This is a genomic window from Reticulibacter mediterranei (assembly GCF_016587455.1).
In genome coordinates this window covers 2,867,472-2,883,915 of the sequence record NZ_BNJK01000002.1, presented here as the reverse complement: position 1 = coordinate 2,883,915, position 16,444 = coordinate 2,867,472, and the positions used below count along the sequence as shown (strand labels likewise).

Annotated in this window: 15 protein-coding genes; 11 read left to right on the top strand and 4 right to left on the bottom strand. The window is 53.2% G+C overall.

Annotated elements, in window-relative coordinates:
* Nucleotides 1–67: 67 nt before the first annotated feature.
* The gene (locus K3T83_RS51755; RefSeq protein ID WP_220210900.1) at nucleotides 68–952 is read left to right on the top strand and encodes an IS982 family transposase; all 885 of its coding nucleotides are present in this window, start codon (nucleotides 68–70) and stop codon (nucleotides 950–952) included.
* A gap of 562 nt (nucleotides 953–1,514) precedes the next feature.
* A complete protein-coding gene (locus K3T83_RS51750; protein WP_220210899.1) occupies nucleotides 1,515–1,955 on the top strand; it encodes a hypothetical protein in 441 nt (146 codons plus the stop codon).
* 328 nt (nucleotides 1,956–2,283) lie between these two features.
* On the opposite strand, the gene K3T83_RS51745 is transcribed toward K3T83_RS51750, so the two are convergent.
* Nucleotides 2,284–2,934 (bottom strand): hypothetical protein, encoded by a 651-nt coding sequence (locus K3T83_RS51745; RefSeq protein ID WP_220210898.1) that lies wholly within the window; start codon nucleotides 2,932–2,934, stop codon nucleotides 2,284–2,286.
* 290 nt (nucleotides 2,935–3,224) lie between these two features.
* Here K3T83_RS51745 and K3T83_RS51740 point away from each other — a divergent pair, with 290 nt between their 5' ends.
* Nucleotides 3,225–3,455, top strand: a complete 231-nt coding sequence (locus tag K3T83_RS51740; RefSeq protein ID WP_220210897.1) for a hypothetical protein — start codon at nucleotides 3,225–3,227, stop codon at nucleotides 3,453–3,455.
* On the top strand, nucleotides 3,406–4,080 hold the full coding sequence (locus K3T83_RS51735; RefSeq protein ID WP_220210896.1) for a class I SAM-dependent methyltransferase: 675 nt from the start codon (nucleotides 3,406–3,408) through the stop codon (nucleotides 4,078–4,080). Before K3T83_RS51740 ends, K3T83_RS51735 begins: the two co-directional genes overlap by 50 nt.
* 972 nt (nucleotides 4,081–5,052) lie before the next feature.
* Here K3T83_RS51735 and K3T83_RS51730 read toward each other — a convergent pair.
* On the bottom strand, nucleotides 5,053–5,331 hold the full coding sequence (locus K3T83_RS51730) for a hypothetical protein (protein ID WP_220210895.1): 279 nt from the start codon (nucleotides 5,329–5,331) through the stop codon (nucleotides 5,053–5,055).
* Nucleotides 5,332–5,438: 107 nt separating this feature from the next.
* On the opposite strand from K3T83_RS51730, the gene K3T83_RS51725 reads away from it, so the two are divergent.
* On the top strand, nucleotides 5,439–5,651 hold the full coding sequence (locus tag K3T83_RS51725) for a helix-turn-helix domain-containing protein (protein WP_220210894.1): 213 nt from the start codon (nucleotides 5,439–5,441) through the stop codon (nucleotides 5,649–5,651).
* A gap of 209 nt (nucleotides 5,652–5,860) precedes the next feature.
* Nucleotides 5,861–6,754: a hypothetical protein gene (locus K3T83_RS51720; protein WP_220210893.1), complete on the top strand. Its 894-nt coding sequence runs from the start codon at nucleotides 5,861–5,863 to the stop codon at nucleotides 6,752–6,754.
* A gap of 476 nt (nucleotides 6,755–7,230) precedes the next feature.
* On the opposite strand, the gene K3T83_RS51715 is transcribed toward K3T83_RS51720, so the two are convergent.
* Together K3T83_RS51715 and K3T83_RS51710 are read right to left on the bottom strand one after the other, a co-directional pair.
* Complete coding sequence (locus K3T83_RS51715; protein ID WP_220210892.1) at nucleotides 7,231–7,668, bottom strand: hypothetical protein; 438 nt, start codon at nucleotides 7,666–7,668, stop codon at nucleotides 7,231–7,233.
* Between the two features lie 133 nt (nucleotides 7,669–7,801).
* The gene (locus tag K3T83_RS51710; RefSeq protein WP_444544571.1) at nucleotides 7,802–8,626 is read right to left on the bottom strand and encodes an IS6 family transposase; all 825 of its coding nucleotides are present in this window, start codon (nucleotides 8,624–8,626) and stop codon (nucleotides 7,802–7,804) included.
* 52 nt (nucleotides 8,627–8,678) lie between these two features.
* Between K3T83_RS51710 and K3T83_RS51705 the strand changes: the two genes are divergently transcribed.
* The 5 genes from K3T83_RS51705 (at nucleotide 8,679) to K3T83_RS51685 (ending at nucleotide 16,191) form a co-directional block, all read left to right on the top strand.
* Entirely contained in the window at nucleotides 8,679–9,464 is a 786-nt protein-coding gene (locus tag K3T83_RS51705; protein ID WP_220210891.1) for an IS6 family transposase, read from the top strand.
* 372 nt (nucleotides 9,465–9,836) lie between these two features.
* Nucleotides 9,837–10,298 (top strand): hypothetical protein, encoded by a 462-nt coding sequence (locus K3T83_RS51700; RefSeq protein ID WP_220210890.1) that lies wholly within the window; start codon nucleotides 9,837–9,839, stop codon nucleotides 10,296–10,298.
* Nucleotides 10,299–10,414: 116 nt separating this feature from the next.
* Complete coding sequence (locus tag K3T83_RS51695; RefSeq protein WP_220210889.1) at nucleotides 10,415–13,027, top strand: tetratricopeptide repeat protein; 2,613 nt, start codon at nucleotides 10,415–10,417, stop codon at nucleotides 13,025–13,027.
* 265 nt (nucleotides 13,028–13,292) lie between these two features.
* Nucleotides 13,293–15,098, top strand: coding sequence for a M3 family oligoendopeptidase (locus tag K3T83_RS51690; RefSeq protein ID WP_220210888.1), 1,806 nt, complete (start codon nucleotides 13,293–13,295; stop codon nucleotides 15,096–15,098).
* Nucleotides 15,099–15,303: 205 nt separating this feature from the next.
* Nucleotides 15,304–16,191 (top strand): alpha/beta hydrolase, encoded by an 888-nt coding sequence (locus tag K3T83_RS51685; RefSeq protein ID WP_220210887.1) that lies wholly within the window; start codon nucleotides 15,304–15,306, stop codon nucleotides 16,189–16,191.
* Nucleotides 16,192–16,444 lie beyond the last annotated feature (253 nt).

Sequence of the window (16,444 nt, the reverse complement as noted above, 5' to 3'; positions counted from 1 at the left end):
TTGCCAAAGAAAAAGCTCATGGGGTATTCTCAGAAAAAACCTAAACCACTTTCTGAGGAGAAACCACATGAACTTGGACGATTTTATTATCACATGTTTTTGTGTGATTGACGAGATGATGCCAATGATACTCACAGACGATCGGCTGCGAACACGAGGGCCAGCCCCAAAGTTGTCGGATAGCGAAGTGATCACGATGGAAATCGTGGGAAGTTATCTGGGCCTGAGTCAGGATAAGGCCCTGTTGACCTACTTTCAACGTCATTATTGCCACTTCTTTCCGGCACTTGTGAGCACGACCTTCGTGCGGCAAGTAGCCAATCTGTGGAGCATTAAAGAACGTGTGTGGTGTTGGCTGCGTGATGAAGCGATCAGCGACGATCCGAGCTTGTCCATCGTGGATAGTGTCCCGGTTCCGGTCTGTCGTTTTGCTCGTGCGCCTTGGTGTGTCCGCTTTCGAGGCGAAGCCAGGTATGGGAAAGACCACGCAGATCGGCAGACGTTTTATGGCTTTCGGCTGCATGCCCAACTCAGTTGGCCTGGACTGCTCACGCGTCTGTTTTTGGCTCCTGCCAATGAAGCGGATGGGGAAATCGTCCCGCTCGTGTTGGAAGGAGTAACCGGCGTGGTGTTGGGAGATCGCAACTATTGGCTTCCTGACCTGCAGGCGTTTTTGCGCACGAAGGGCATTCTGTTGCAAGCGCCGTTCCGAAAAGCCCATTCGCCTAAAGCTGCTGCCTCCCACAGTCCTGTTTTGGGACGCGTCCGCTATCTCATCGATACGGTCTTCGGTCAGTTGACCGACCGTTGCCAGATGAAGCGGGTCTGGGCCAGGGATCTGTGGCATCTGCGTAATCGTTTGTTGCGCTTCATTTTGATGCATACGATCTGCTTTTTCTTCAATCAGCAAGAGCAGGCTCCTTTGCTTCAATTTGATCGGCTGGTTGTTTGAGAAAACTTGCACATCGCGTTAGCTAGTGTGTAGCAGCGGATGCTGATCTTGCATCTCTGCTTGTTGATTTCCTGCTGATCTTTACACACAAAGCGGGATGGTGTCCATGCACCAGCGTACACCGTTCCCTGGCGCATGAACGGTGCTGCTTGATCCGCCTCTAGAGCCGTCTGCAAGCAGTACTCCTCAGATTTTCTGCACTTAGGGGAAGATTTTCTGCACTTAGGGGAAGATTTTCTGCACAGACCCCGATCAGTTCACTGGAGCATGACCTGAAGGGTACATCTCCACCGTGCTTGTCCCTGCCCGTTTTTTCTCACAGCAGGAGCAATCACATACTCACGACAGCAGAGAGGAGCCACTCCTCATCTGCCGTCTCATGACTATACGACAAATAAACAGAGGCAAGATCTACCCCTTTTGTCCTCAACGCTCCAGTTGCTCTCCTTTCTTCTTCCTCAAACGAGGTCTCCATCCACAGCGTTCCTTTCCCAGACTGGCTTGCCGCTCTTGCATGTGCTACACTGCACCAGCAGCAGTTTGCAACATCAGGAGAAGACGTATGCAGCCAGACTCCACCTTCCTCACACAAGCCACCACCGCTGGAGAGCAGCGCGGCCTTGATGACCAGCGCCGGGGCATCATCCTCTCGCCTCCTCAATTACTGCAATTGGCCCAGGACTTTGCCGGTCTCGCGCTTGTGCAAGAACGGCTCACCCACCCACATCAAGCAGCGAAGCCGTGCGGCTCTGCGTGCCGAGGCCTTCGCTGCTGGCTATGCGACGGCTCTGCCTCACAAGCCAACGCCTCCCGCTTCCAGGAGCGCCTCCTCACCCCGTCATCGCTCCCACGCCACACGCCGTCGCACTCGACCCACTCGCCGCTCCTGACGCACGCGCCTCCTGCCCCTACCTACCAGTACATCATCCAAGAGAGACACATAAGAGTTGGACAACAGCATGTCCTTTCGTATACCCTCTTTCGCCCAGGAGATTCTGGCTGACCACTGCGTGACCCCACTCTTCACTTCTCCACGTCGCCGAATGCGAGACGAGGAACAGACACTTGCTGATTGGCAAAAGAACAGGGACAACAAGAAAGCGCGCCGCCTGACAGGAAGAAGGGATAGTTTGGGAGCTGATCTCCTCCAACCTGTTCCCTTTCTGCAAAAAAACATCATAAAGAGGAGAGAGGCCTCTTCACTGCCTACAACGTCACATGTTTGTCTGGGGAGCCACTCCCGGGACACTCCTTCGTGCGGGCAGCCAACACTAGGCCAGCATACCTCTCGGCGAGACCACTCCCAGCAGATCTTTTTACAAACGCTCTTCCTATGCGTCTTTATAACAGAGAGACGAGCACATCAGAACAACGCTCATCACCATCAGAAACAGGAACAGAAGCGCAACGACGTAGCCGAGCAATCCACCCATGAGCAAACCCAACACACTCAGCGGGCCACTGAGCAAAGACATGCCTGCGACGAGAGCAGGAGGGTGTACCAGGGAGCAGTCTCTCCGTGTTTGGTGCGCTCCAATCAGTGGAGCGACACGGTACTGCACCTGCTCCCTGGTTTCTGCCACGATCAGCTCATACGTGCTAGCAACCAGCGTGAAGTGCTTCAGCCAGCACGTTGCGTCCGTGAGTGGATGCCCGCTCCCCTCGATCAGCACTGTCGCCACCCCCCTTGCGCCATCCCAGCCCACGCGGGTCGCCAATGCCCGACGCACCTGCCGTGAGCAGTGAGCGAGCAGTACTGCCCGGTTCCAGGGTGTGCTTGGAGGACAGACCAGGAGCATCAACGCCCCTTCCCATGCTGCTTCTCCTCTCTGCTCACTCACCCATGCAAGCGTCTCAAGAGCCTCCTTGCTCATCTGTTGTCCGGCAAGCGCCGTCACGTAAACAAGGCGCATCCCAAGCGAGTGCCTGGAGAGCACCTGTGCAACACCTTCTTGCTTGCTGCCTGCTCCATCAGCCATCATCGATGTATCCTGTTGCCATGACGGTTGTTCCATCAACGAACGAGAAGACGACCTGTTACTCCTCTCTTCCACTCTCTCCAGCACCCATCTGCTGTGGAGCGCACCCTCTAGTATACAGACGGCACCGATAGAGGGAGAAGAGCAAACCTATCATGTGCTTGTCACCTTCTTACCACAAAGACAGCCCCTCTTGTTCCCGTTTTTGCCTCTCGCACGACGCAACACACTTGCGCTTTTCACGGCAAACAGGTATGCTAGCAGCAGCACCACACAACAGGAAGGACACCTTGATGACCGAGCAGAATAGGTATTTCATTGACACCGAGAGCGCTGCCGAAATGGCACGACTCTTACAGCAAGAGCGTTTGCTCACGCGCGCGATGGGCAGCCTGTTCCCCTCTGATCTCGATCCTACACACCTGCACCGCGTCCTCGACATCGCCTGCGGTCCTGGCGGCTGGAGAAAAGCGAGTGGCTTACGCCCATCCACACATCGAGGTCATCGGCATCGATATCAGTGAGACGATGCTGCGCTATGCTCAGGCCCAGGCACACGTACAAGGGCTGAAGAATCTCTCCTTCCGGCTCATGGATGCAACGGGACCGCTCGACTTCCCCGAGCACACGTTCGATTTTGTCAACGCCCGCTCCCTCATTGGCTTCATGCCCAAAGACCGCTGGCCGGATCTCGTCAGTGAACTCGTGCGGATCACACGACCTAGCGGCACCATTCGTCTCACGGAATTCGATGGGGGCGGACTCTCCAACAGCCCCGCCTTAGAGCGCTCTAATAAGTTACTCACACTCGCCTTCTACCAAGGAGGACGTGCTTTCACGCCGATCCCCGATGGACAAATTTGGGGCATTACCCCCATGCTTGGGCTGTTCTTACAAGAGGCAGGCTGCCTCCAGGTCCACCAGCACCCCTACGTCCTCGACTTCTCCGCCGGAACCCAGGCCAACATCAGTAATTATGAAAACTTCAAAGTGGCCTACAAACTGGTCCAGCCCTTTCTGGTCAAGATGCAGGTTGTCACCCAGCAGGAACTGGATACCCTCTATGACCAGATGCTCGCCCAGATGATGCTGCCCACCTTTCGTGCCCTCTGGTATTATTTAGGCGCTTGGGGCCGCAAGCCCGCCTGAAGCATGGCTCCCTGCTGCAAATAGAAGCTAGGGTTTGCCGCCTGGCAAGGGTCTCCTTCTTCTTCTTTGTAAAGCAACAACGTTTTCTCAATGCGGAAGGAACGCGCCATGGATGAAGTAGCTGTTGGATCGAGCATGCATCGCGTGTTGATGCTGCCAGCAGATGCGCGATGGCGATGAGTACGTAGGGTGCGAGGCAGCCCTGGTGGAAAAGATTCGGAACCCGCAAGAGGGGATCGTCAGCCTGCGCGTGTTTCCAGAGGGTCCGAGATCTTCGAGGCAAGCAACGTCCCTCATCGCCTAGCTCTGGAAGATGGCACCTGGCATTGCATCAGTGAGTGCCCAACACATTCCTGCCTGTTCCTTCTTTCCCGACCAGATGCATCCTGAGAATTTCCTGAGAGTTTGCGGAACACATGGCAGATGGAAGGGTTTCCCCCATCTCAACCTCACCAACCAGGGTGATATGCCCATTCCTCTTGATGAGACAACGCCAAACTCAACCGTGGAGAGGCTCTTCTCAGGCCCACCCAAAATGCGCCTCACCGAGACGATAACACGATCTTGTCATCGCTTCTTCCTCGTGGCATACTATTCTTGTCTCCGATAAGTAGTGGCGCGACGAACATGGGAGGCCACCAGGGGGTGTAGGCGCACGATAAATAGCACGCGAAACGAAGGGCCGCGCACCGAAGGACTTGGGGCTGACCTACACAGGGGGAAGTAGTCCTTCACGAACCCAGAGTAGGCAACTGAGAGGACGCCTGGAGCGAGAAACGTACACTTTCGTTCCAGGCGTCCTCATGTGATCAGGCATACACTCAAACACTCCATTGGACTTCCCCTCTCATCGTTCCGACGCAGACAGCCTCAGTTTTTTGCCCCAGAGGCGACTCACCTCGTCGCGATCCAGCCAGATCACATCTGCCCCAGCATCATAGATCCAATGAGCCTTGCCACGCGCGCATCCACTCATGGAGCTTTTGCCGCCCAATCCCGATCCGCTTGGCAGCCTCTGCCACACCCGACTCTCTGCTCTGGCGGCAAATACATGAGGTAAAACTGCAACAGCGCCGCATGCAGCAATTTCCCTCCTTCCGTCTGATGATCGGGAGACCTCGACTGGTAGAGAACTGCACACACCTGCTCCACCACCTCACACATGCCCCCCATGATCTCTTCTTCAGGCCCTCGACTCCCCCAGACCCGCTGCCCGCTCTGGCTCCACCACTGGCGGATACCCTTCCGCATAGGCGGCAATCTGTGTTCATCGCTCTTCCAACAGATAAAAATCACGATTTGACGAATGTACGCAATACTGTTATACTGCTATCATGATTTTTGAAGGAGGCATGCTTATGGTGAAACTTCGCGTGAAAGAGCTTGCTTCTCAGCAAGGATTGAATCAGCGTCAATTAGCTGAGAAGAGCGGAGTGACGGCCCAATTGATCAATCGCTATTGGAATTACCACATGCAACGGGTCGATCTTGATGCGTTAGCCAAACTGGCAAAAGCATTAGAGTGCAAACTGGGAGATTTATTTGAAGAACAAGAGGTGACTTCATCTTGAGGGAATCCATCACCTTCCAGCCAAAGAACTCCTCGCTTCCCTCAATGAGATCCATGAAACATCAAGACATCCGAAAAAAAGTGGCTCAAGAGAGGCATCCAGGACACAAACTACTTCAAACAAGCCTCCTCTTGAATATCGTCCTCAAATAGACTCCCATCAACCCGTAACAACTTGTTACAGGTTGCGATGAAAGATGAAGATCTTCTATGACTGATGAACATCTCCCACAATCGCTTTCCCCCTTTCATCCAGACGTTCGTCGTCTGTGGCACCGTAATGAATGGTATTATGCAATTGTTGACATCATCGGCTTTCTCACTGAGTCGAAAGACCCAGGAGCTTATTGGCGCAATACCAAGAAGCGCTTGGCACAGGATGAAGGCGCACAGCAGACCCTTGATCACCTTGTACAACTCAAACTCAAGGCTCAAGATGGACGGTTTCGCCTCACAGATACAGGAAATCGTCAAACGATTCTCCGTTTGATGCAAAGTATCCCGAGTCCACGTGCCGAACCGTTACGTCTGTGGTTAGCTCAGGTGGGCGAAGAACGTTTTGAGGAAATTGAGCATCCTGAGATTGCCCTCGAACGTGTCAAGCAAACCTATCGAGCCAAAGGCTACGATGAGGCGTGGATCGAAGAAAGAATCAAAAACGACCTGCTTCGCAATGAACTCACCGATGAGTGGAAAGAACGTGGAGCGCAAGAGGGAGTTGAGTTTGCCGTGCTCACCAATGAAATCCATCAGGGAACCTTCGCCATTTCTGTTCAAGCCCATAAAAAATATAAGCTGTTACCCTCCAAAACAAATCTGCGCGATCACATGACCCCACTGGAACTGGCTCTTACCTCGTTAAGCGAAGCCACCGCCATCACGCTGCATCGAGACCGAGAGAGCCTCGGGTTTTCCCAACTCAGGTGTGATGCTGTTGATGCGGGGGAAGCCGGTGGGGAAGCTCGTCTTGTCATAGAAAAACGAATTGGGAAACCCGTCCTGAGTCCACAGAATTTTCTTGGACAGTCACCGAAGAAACAACACCAGGTGCAACAAGCCCAGCAACCCTCTCTTTTTGATGAGACGTTTCATGAACATCCCTAGCTCTTGTCGCCCAGCCACCCAATGCGGAAGAACAGTGGCGAAGGGACGGCTCGACGCCTTCAAACCACACGCAAGATGAGTTGACTGCGACCCTGGTAAATATGCTTTTGTGGCGCATGGAAGCCCCACCAGAGGCATACAGGCTTCGAGGTTACAAGGCAGGCAAGCAGATGTCCGCTTGCAATGCGCCCACATGGGGCCAACAACTGCTCAACACAGGTCTCTCCCCTGGGAACATTCCATGACGGGATCTTGGACTGAACGCTCCCAGGAGGAGAGACTGGTGAGGAAAAACACATAGATCTCTATGCGGTATTGTCAACTTCATCAAAATGGTAGAGATAATAGGAAAAGAAATGCGTGAAAATGGAACATCATCCCTATTTTCCTCCTCAGAAAGAGCCCTTTGATCCAATGAAAGAGACAGCAGTAGGGAAAACTCATCAAGAGAAAAATTTAAGTTGACAATACCCACGCTAGCTGTCACCAAATGCAGTGTCGTGGGTATCGGCAGGGGCTGAGGTCTGGTATCTGGCCTCGCTCAACCAGATCTCTGTACCCGGTGGCACATCTTCGGGTCTCAGGTCTCCAGCAATAGTGAGGGTCAATACAGGGTTCGAGGGGTCGCTGGTGGTGTAGAAATCGTTCCCTTCGACTTTCCAGACTTCCTTGCCGGAACCTCCTTCAGCGGCGTAAAGCTGATCCAAGCTTGCCCAGCCCTCGACGCCGAAGCTGGCTATGGTAGCATGCAGGATACGCCCATCGGGCAGAGAGAGTTCAAGTCCTTCACCTGGCATTGGCATCAGCATGTTTGGTTTCCGCTCAATCAGGCCACTGATTGGCACGCGTGGCAGAACATGCAATTGATCGCCGAAGTGCTGCGAACTCTCTACTGTGAGCAAATGGAAACGCATTGGGAAACCTCGACTTCTCTCTTTCTTCTAGAAAGTATATCAGTGCGCGTCTTTGCTGTCTAGATGGATGTGTCAGAACTGAGAATGGAGAAAGCACCAATGTGAGGGCGCTCACTTCTCTTTATAGGAAGGATCAAGCTCTCAGAACGAGAGCCTTCAAGGTGTCCAGGCGTTGGCAAAACGTCATACGTTGTTGGGCAAGAGGGACGGATTGTTTCATCGTCGTACGAAACCGGAAGAATTGGCGCTGCTCATCAAAAGCTCGACAAAAACGGGCTGCCGATGGGAAGTTTCCAAATCCCCGCATCGGGTAATAGCGTTGTTTGATGCCACGATGATCTTGTTCCAGGCGATTGTTGAGATAGGTATTGGTTCGATGTAAAACATCAGTACCAAGCGTCTCATGGATGGCTCGTGGATAGGAGTCATGCCCATCAGTCGTCACCCGTTCTGGGGCATAACCGACTACTGCGAGAGCCTGTTTAAAAAACTGCTTGGCTGCCTCCATATCGCGTTTTTCACTCAGACGAGAATCCACCAGGTTCCCCTCCGAATCAATGGCACGATAGAGATAGCACCATTTCCCATGAACCTTGATGTAGGTTTCATCCACATACCAAGATCTTCCTGCTTGCCCTCGCCTTTTGGCCCGCATCTGTTCGGCGATGAGTGGAGCAAACCGTGTTTCCCAGTCGCGAACAGCCTCATGCGTGAATACCCAACCTCGATCGAGAAACATCTCGGCCAGATCTCGCAAACTTAGCTTATATCGGAGCCGCCAGAGCACCACGAGCAGGACGATATCAGTAGGATATTCCAGAAAGTTAAACGGGGTGCAGGTGCGTTCATTGAAGATGTGATAGCACTCTCGGCAACGGAACGTTCGATAGCCCAGCGTGGTCTTCTTCGTCTGTTCTTTGGTGGTCGCAGACTGGCAGTATGGACGGCTGTGTTGCAAAAAAGAAAGCTGATCTGGTAGAGTTAGGAAAAAGAACAAAAGAGGATCCATCATGGTAAAGCAGCAGCCGTTTAAGTGGCGTCATTTCGAGGCCGAAATCATTCTTGTCTGCGTAAGATGGTATCTGCGCTATGCACTCAGCTACCGTGACCTCGAAGAACTTATGCTGGAACGAGGGTTGCATGTGGATCACACCACGATCTATCGTTGGGTGCAACGGTATGCACCAGAACTGGAGAAACGTTGCCGACCACATCTCAAAGAAACGACTGACTCGTGGCGTGTGGATGAAACCTATGTGAAGGTGAAAAAGGTGTGGATGTATCTCTATCGAGCCGTCGATTCCCAAGGGAACACGTTGGAGTTTCTCCTGAGCCCGAGGCGCGATGCTGAGACCGCCAAAAGCTTTTTCTACAAAGCACTGTATGTTTCTGCCTCTCCAACTCCTCCTGTCTGTCTGATTGAGGGAAAACCTACTCAGTCCACTGCCCCAGTAGGTCTTGACCCAACAATACAGACTCCTCGTGTGATCAATGCGGATAAGCATGCGGCCTATCCCAAAGCTATTGCGGATCTCAAAACCGTTGGCATCTTGCCTCAACAGGTAGAATTGAGGCAGGCAAAGTATCTGAACAATTTGATTGAACGGGATCATCGTTTCATCAAGCGCTTGACGAAGCCAGGAATGGGTTTCTTTTCTTTCGAGACAGCCAGCAGAACGCTCCAAGGGTATGAAATCATGAATATGGTGAGAAAAGGGCAGATGCACAATGTGAAGAAAGGAGACATTAGGAGCCAGGTCATATTCATTGCCAAATTGTTCGGGGTGGCTTCCTAAACAAAACGAGCGGACAAGCTTTATGCTCCCCAAGTCCTCCTCAATTTTTTGCAACAGAACCCTGACACATCCGATCGTCACAGCAAAAATGATAAGATAAAGCCGGAGGATGTTGGTAAATACCATACGTCGTCTCGCAGGTTTGGCCCTCCGACGGAAGCACTTGCCCTCCGATATGAGCACTGTGGTACACGCGTTTCCTGGAAAAAACTGCTCCTCATTAGGTATACTGTTTCCAAAATCTGTAAATTGGCCTGTCAGTATTTTCCTGAAGGAAAAGTATCAGGTACTCTACGATGTAGTATAATGCGATATGGTATGAGCGAAATAGAGAACACTACACTATGATGTTTATGCAAGGAACAGATACTCATGGATGAAATTTTGAAGCGGTTCAAACAGGATTCTCCTGAAGTCAACACCCCCTCTCCCAGCATCTCCGACCCTTTAGATAAAGAGGAAGTCACCCGATTAGCTGCTTCACCATATGAAGAACTAGCCATACCGTATATACCATCAAGCGAAAATGCACAACAGATGAATCCCCCCTTATGGGCTGATGATGCACAGGGAGCTACTTCCCCGTCACCAGACGTAGTCGGTTCTGTGCGCAAAAGTGGCGGAGGTGGTGAATTGTTTGGAGCAGGTGTGGGTGCTCTGTTAGGTGCTGGATTTGGTTTTATGACCGGAGCGAATCCGCTGCTATGGGCAGGTATTGGCGCTGTGATAGTAGGCGGGATCGTTGCCATTCTGCGAGCAATTTTTTCTGGGGACGATGATAATTTCTGGTTGTCCCAGATTCTTTCAGAGTTGACCGGTTTCTGGCCCTTCTAGCTTCTTTTGCCAGAGATGCGGGCATCCTCTTCAGATATCAAGTACAGTTTGTGTTCTCTGTTGAGGAGAAGCGGCCAGAAATTAGAAACCGTCTGAATGAACACATGGAGAACTCTATGACGCTCGAACATTCCAGCTACAAGCTGGCCTTCCCTGCACCTGTCTCTCGCTTCATTGGGCGTGAGCGGGAAGTGGAGACGGTCAAGTGCCTCCTCACGATGCAGGAGGTACGTCTGCTCACGCTCACCGGTCCTGGTGGCATTGGCAAAACTCGTCTGGGCTTGCACGTTGCAACCGCACTGCGTGATCATTTCACGAATGGCGTCTTTTTCGTGAATCTTGCCCATCTCAGAGATATCGCCTTTGTCGTGCCCACCATCGCCCAGACGCTTGACCTCAAGGAGACTGGAGATCAGCCGCTGCTTGACCAACTGATCGCCTCTCTGCGCGAGAAGAGGCTCTTGCTGCTCTTAGACAATTTCGAGCCGGTGCTCCCTGCTGCCTCGCTGGTGGCAGATCTGCTCGTCGCCTGTCCGAACCTCAAGGTGATGGTGACCAGTCGGTTCGTCTTGCATCTGCAAGGGGAGCAGGAGTTTGCGGTCCCACCGCTCTCTGTGCCCGATTCCACACACCTGCCTGATCTCGTCACCTTGTCACAGTATGAGGCAGTGGCACTCTTTCTTTCGCGAGTCCAGGCGGTCAGACCCGCTTTCCAACTGACGCAAGCCAATGCCAGAGCCATCGCCGACATCTGTGTCTGCCTGGATGGGTTCCCCCTGGCTCTTGAACTGGCGGCAGCACATCTCAAGCTTCTTTCTCCACGCGCCTTACTGGCACGACTGGAGCAGCGCGTGCCGCTGTTAACGAACGAGGGACGAGATACCCCCATGAGACAGCGAACACTGCAAGACACCGTTGCGTGGAGCTATCAGTTCTTAGCTCCCCAGGAGCAACGGCTCTTCCAGTGGCTTGCCATCTTCGTCAATGGCTGTACGCTGGAAGCAGTCGAAGCGTTGTGCGTAGCTCTTCGTCCCGACACCGATGCTGGAACAGTGTTGGAAGGGGTCGCTTCACTCGTGGATAAGAGCTTGCTCCATCAAACGGAGTTGGCAGATGGGGAACTGCGCTTCAGTATGTTCGGGATGATCCGTGAGTATGGGCTGGAAGCCCTCAAAGCCAGTGGCGATATGGAAGCGACTCGCTGCGCTCACGCCTCCTATTATCTCAGGTTTGCCGAGGAGATTGATCCCGAGCTTGCCGGTCCACAGCAAGCCATCTGTTTAGAACGACTTGAGCAGGAGCATGACAATCTACGAGCCGCCCTGTCCTGGTCGCTTGAGCGAGGGGAGTGCAGGCAAGAGATGGGGGACGAGAAGGAAATGGCCTTGCGTTTTGGAGTTGCGCTCTCTCGTTTTTGGAACATCCGTGGATACTGGAATGAGGGGCAGATCTTCCTGGGCCGAGCACTGGCCATCAGTTCAGAAGCCCAGACCGAGGTGCGCATGAAAGCGCTGGCGGAGGCAGCCAGCTTCGCGGTGTACCAGGATGAGAGCGTGCGAGGAGAGGCGCTGTGCCAGCAGAGCCTGGCACAGTCCCGCGCACAGGGAGATACAGCAGGGATCGGATGGGCGCTATATCTGCTCAGCGAGCTGTCCTGGCAGAGAGGTGAGCTTTCTGTGGTGCAGCGGCTTCTTCCAGAAGCGCTGGCATGCTTCAAGGAAGTAGGAGACCAGGAGAACATGGCCTGGTCCCTTTCCTTCTTGGCCGATTTGGCGAGTATTCAGGGTGAGTATGTCAGGGCACAGGCGCTTTTTGAGGAAAGCCTGACGATAGAGAGACAACGAGGAAATACCAGAGGAATTGCTGGGTCGCTGTTGGGAATGGCCCGAACGCTTTTTCTCTCTGTGGGCGAGGCTCCCACACTCTGCTCATGCCTGGAGCAGAGCCTCGCCCTCAGTAGGGAGCTGGGTGACAAGGTTGGCATCACCCTTTGCCTCTCCCTCTCGGCAATAGTTGCCCTCCACCAGGGAGATGCGGTCAAAGCACGTTCCCTGGTGGAGCAGAGTCTTGCGCTGAGCAGGGAGATAGGAAAGAAGCCGATCACGGCCTGGTCCTACTTTGTCTTAGGACAGGTGGCCCAACGCTTAGGGGAGTATCAGGGAGCACGTACCTGCTACGAGGAGAGTCTCGCGTCAGGAAATGGAGTGGCTTACAATCTGGAACTCCCCTTCTTTCTGGAGGGATTGGCCTCTATCGCACTCCTGCAAGGAGAACCAGCAAAGGCGGCACAGCTCTGGGGTGCGGCAGAGATGCTCCGCGAGGCAAAAAGAACTCCCTTGCCGCCCGTGTATCAGACAGAGTATCAACGTCTGGTAGTGGTGGCGCGTACGCAGCTTGGCGAGCAGACCTTTACGACCATATGGGCTCAGGGGCGGCAGTCCCCAGAGCAAGCCCTTGCGACACAAGCGCCTCTTCCCTCTCCTCTCCTCAAAAAAGGGAACTCGTCTGAAGTTCGACCCACTTCCTCGACCTCTCCTCACGGACTGACGACCCGTGAGGAGGAGGTCCTATGCTTAGTGACACAGGGATTGACCAATGGACAGGTGGCCCAACGCCTTTGCATCAGCCCCCGTACTGTTGATACTCACCTGACCTCGATTTATCACAAGATTGGAGTGTCCTCCCGCAGCGCTGCTACCCGCTATGTTTTGGAGCACCATCTGTTCTGACCTGCTCTACGAGGTTTTCCGTAGCAACCCCTCCCTGACGCACGCTTGAGCATTTCGCAGATACGGAAGAGAGACACGGAATTCTCCCGATGTGTTTTCCCTGACATTTCCTGTACACTGTGAGCAGATCTTCACCAGGACGAAGGAAGAAGATCTGGACGCCCGCTGGTCATGCTTACCGCATCTGATCTGACGGATATTCAACAAACGGTCACGACCGTATCGTGGTAGACAAATTCGAGAAAAAGAAAGGGAGGATGTCTTGATGTATCATCCTCTTCCTCAAAGCAGCGAAGCCTTTGAAGCCTTACACTGGGCAGAGATTGAGCCGTGGTATCGCGAACTGACTGAGACCACGCTTGCCCCCGATACCCTGGAGCCCTGGCTGCGGCAATGGTCGCGATTGAGCGCGCTCGTCGATGAAACCACGACCCGTCTGGAAATCGCCATCACGCGCAATACCGCCGATGAGACGCTCTCACAACGCCAGCAGCGTTTTCAGGATGAGATTTTTACGCAAGTGCAACAGAGTGATCAGCAGATCAAGCAGCAGTTGTTGACCAGCGGTCTCTCTGCGGAAGGCTTTGCACTTCCTCTGAGCAAACTGCAGACGGATGCTTTGCTTTTCCGGGCAGAAAATGTCTCTCTCCTGAACGAAGAAAAGCAACTCGTCCAGGCATATGTGAGCATCAAGGGGGCACAAACGGTGCAATGGGAAGGCAAAGAGATTCCCATTGTTTTGCTCTACCCACACATGCAAGACCCGGATCGAGAGTTCCGCCAACGAGCCTGGCGTACCTTCAACGAACGGAAGCTTGAGGATCGTGAGGCCCTCTTTGAGCTCTGGGTCAAAGGCTTGCAGGTGCGCCAGCAGATGGCGCGGAACGCAGGCTACAACAACTACCGTGAGTATCGCTGGCAACAGCTCTATCGCTTTGACTACACCCCCGATGACTGTAAAGCGTTCTATAAGGCGGTCCAGCAGGTGGTCGTGCCAGTCGCCAGCCAATTGGCCCAGAAACGGCGCAAACTGTTGGGAGTGGAGAGGCTACGCCCCTGGGATATTGCTCCTGACCCTTTGAGTAGCGCTGTAGATCCGCGAGCAAGTTCAGCACCGAGAGCTATTGAAGATATCGCTGTACTGCTGTCAACGTTGGCCGACCTGTTCCGTCAGATTGATCCAGCCCTGGGCGACTACGTTGAGACCATGATCAAAGAGCAGGGCTTCGATCTGGAGGCGCGGGCCAATAAAGCGCCGGGAGGATATAATGCGCCACTGGAAGTCAAGCAATTGCCCTTTATCTTCGGTTCTGTGATGACGATCCAGCAGGTCGTGTGGCTGCTTTTCCACGAAGTAGGCCATGCCTTCCACACCTTCGAGGCGCGTGGGCTGCCCTATGTTCATCAGCGCAGTATGTTGCCCATGGAGTTCGCGGAGGTCGCCTCCACGAGCATGGAATTCATCGCAAGTCTGTATCTGTCCTCTTGCGGGCTCTGCTCAAAGGAGGAGGCGCGGCGCTTACGCCTTCAGCAGATGGAAGAGGCGCTTCTGTCCCTGCCGGCGATTATCCGTGGCGATGCCTTCCAACACTGGGTGTATGAGAATCCGGAACAAGCGCAGGATCTGGAAGCAGTGGGACGCAAGTGGGCGGAATTGGGCAGACGCTTCGAGCCTGATCTTGATTGGAGCGAATGGGAGGGAGCAAACAGTAATGGCTGGCTGTATGGCCATTTCTTTGAAGCGCCGTTTTACTATATCGAATACGCCTTCGCTCTCATTGGAGCGCTCCAGATCTGGCGCAACTATCTGCGCGATCCGCAAGGCACAATCCAGCAGTATCGTCAGGCCCTCGCGTTAGGTGCAACGCGCTCTCTGCCCGAACTCTACAGAGCCGCTGGTGCACAGTTCGCCTTCGACGTGACGATCTTACAAGAGACGGTGCAGTTCGTGACAGGCAAGATCGAAGAACTGGAGCAAGAGATGGAGGAAAGTCAAGCTATTCTTGATCAATCACGCACCTCCTGTCGAGGCGAACGTCACTCTTCGCAGAAGTGCATGCAAAAGAGGTAAGAATGATAAAACATGAATATAACCTCGTTTCGTGATCTTCTTGACGAGAGATGCTGGGCAAGGCTGGTCTGAATCGGTCTCCCACGAGAGATAGGAGAGCGTGTTTTGGAAACGGCCTCTCTTGCTGATCAAGACGGTTGCTTTTCCTGCAAAGATTACATTTGCTTTTCAAAGCACACAGCGAAGAAGGAGGGAGAAACCTGCTATGCTTGACGTGTCTCTGTTTGCCTATAACGTAGAGGCATCGTTTGAACTCACTGTCCTTTCGGAACACATGAAAGATGGCGCGAGGATTCAAGATATCTCCTTTAAAAGTCCTCTGAGCGGGAAAGTCTCGGCCTGTCTGATCGTTCCTTCCGAGCCAGAAGTCCTGGCAGGTCTGATCTTTGGACATTGGGGTGAGGGAGATCGAGGGGAGTTTGTGGATGAGGCTGTCGTGCTTGCCCACCTGGGCTTTGTCTCGCTCTGCCTCGATGCTTCTTTTCGACGGCCTGTCTCCTACGAACCGGAAGAAGAACTGCCACAGGCTGATCTGCAGTGGATTGTGGATGTGCGGCGAGCTGTCGATATCTTACAGGATCGTTTCACCCTTTCATCTGAGCACATCGGCTATATCGGTCACAGTTTTGGGGCATCCTTCGGCGGCGTTCTTGCCGGGATTGAGGATCGCATCAAAGCCTATGTGCTCATGGCAGGGGTAGCAAGAGCGACAGAGATCATGCGAACCTCGAATCATCCGTTGATCGTGCAAGCACGTGCAAACACGCCACCAGAAGCATGGGAGTCCATGTTAGCAACAGAGGCTCCCTTCGATGCTTGCCATTACATCGGTCAAGCGGCTCCAGCATCCCTCTTCTTCCAATTTGCCCGTCACGATGACTTTGTGCCGGTGCAAGAAGCAGAAAACTACTTCGATCTCGCGAGCGAACCTAAATGGATCGCTTGGTACGAGAACTGCAATCACGAACTCAGTGCGCAGGCCCGGATTGATCGTGCAATCTTTCTGTGTGAACAACTTGGTCTAATGATGCCTTCGCACCCTCTTGTTGATCTCTTGGAGCAAATACCGCCTCCGTTGCCAATTGGAGCCTGACGAAAAGAGGAAAGCATGCTGGTTGAGCATCATTTTCCTGCCTTGCCCTTCATACTTCCACTGAGAGGAAGAATCTTGAAAAACCCGTTTGGCATGTAAGAACGTTTCTTTCGTTGATTCCAGAATTGTCGCTTCCCAATTCAGATTCTCTTATCAAAAAGAGGAGAACATATAAACGAAATTTGATGCATATCCCGGAACTCCATCAACTTTGATACATACCGCTTGTCTGCTTGAAGAGAACAATGCTGAT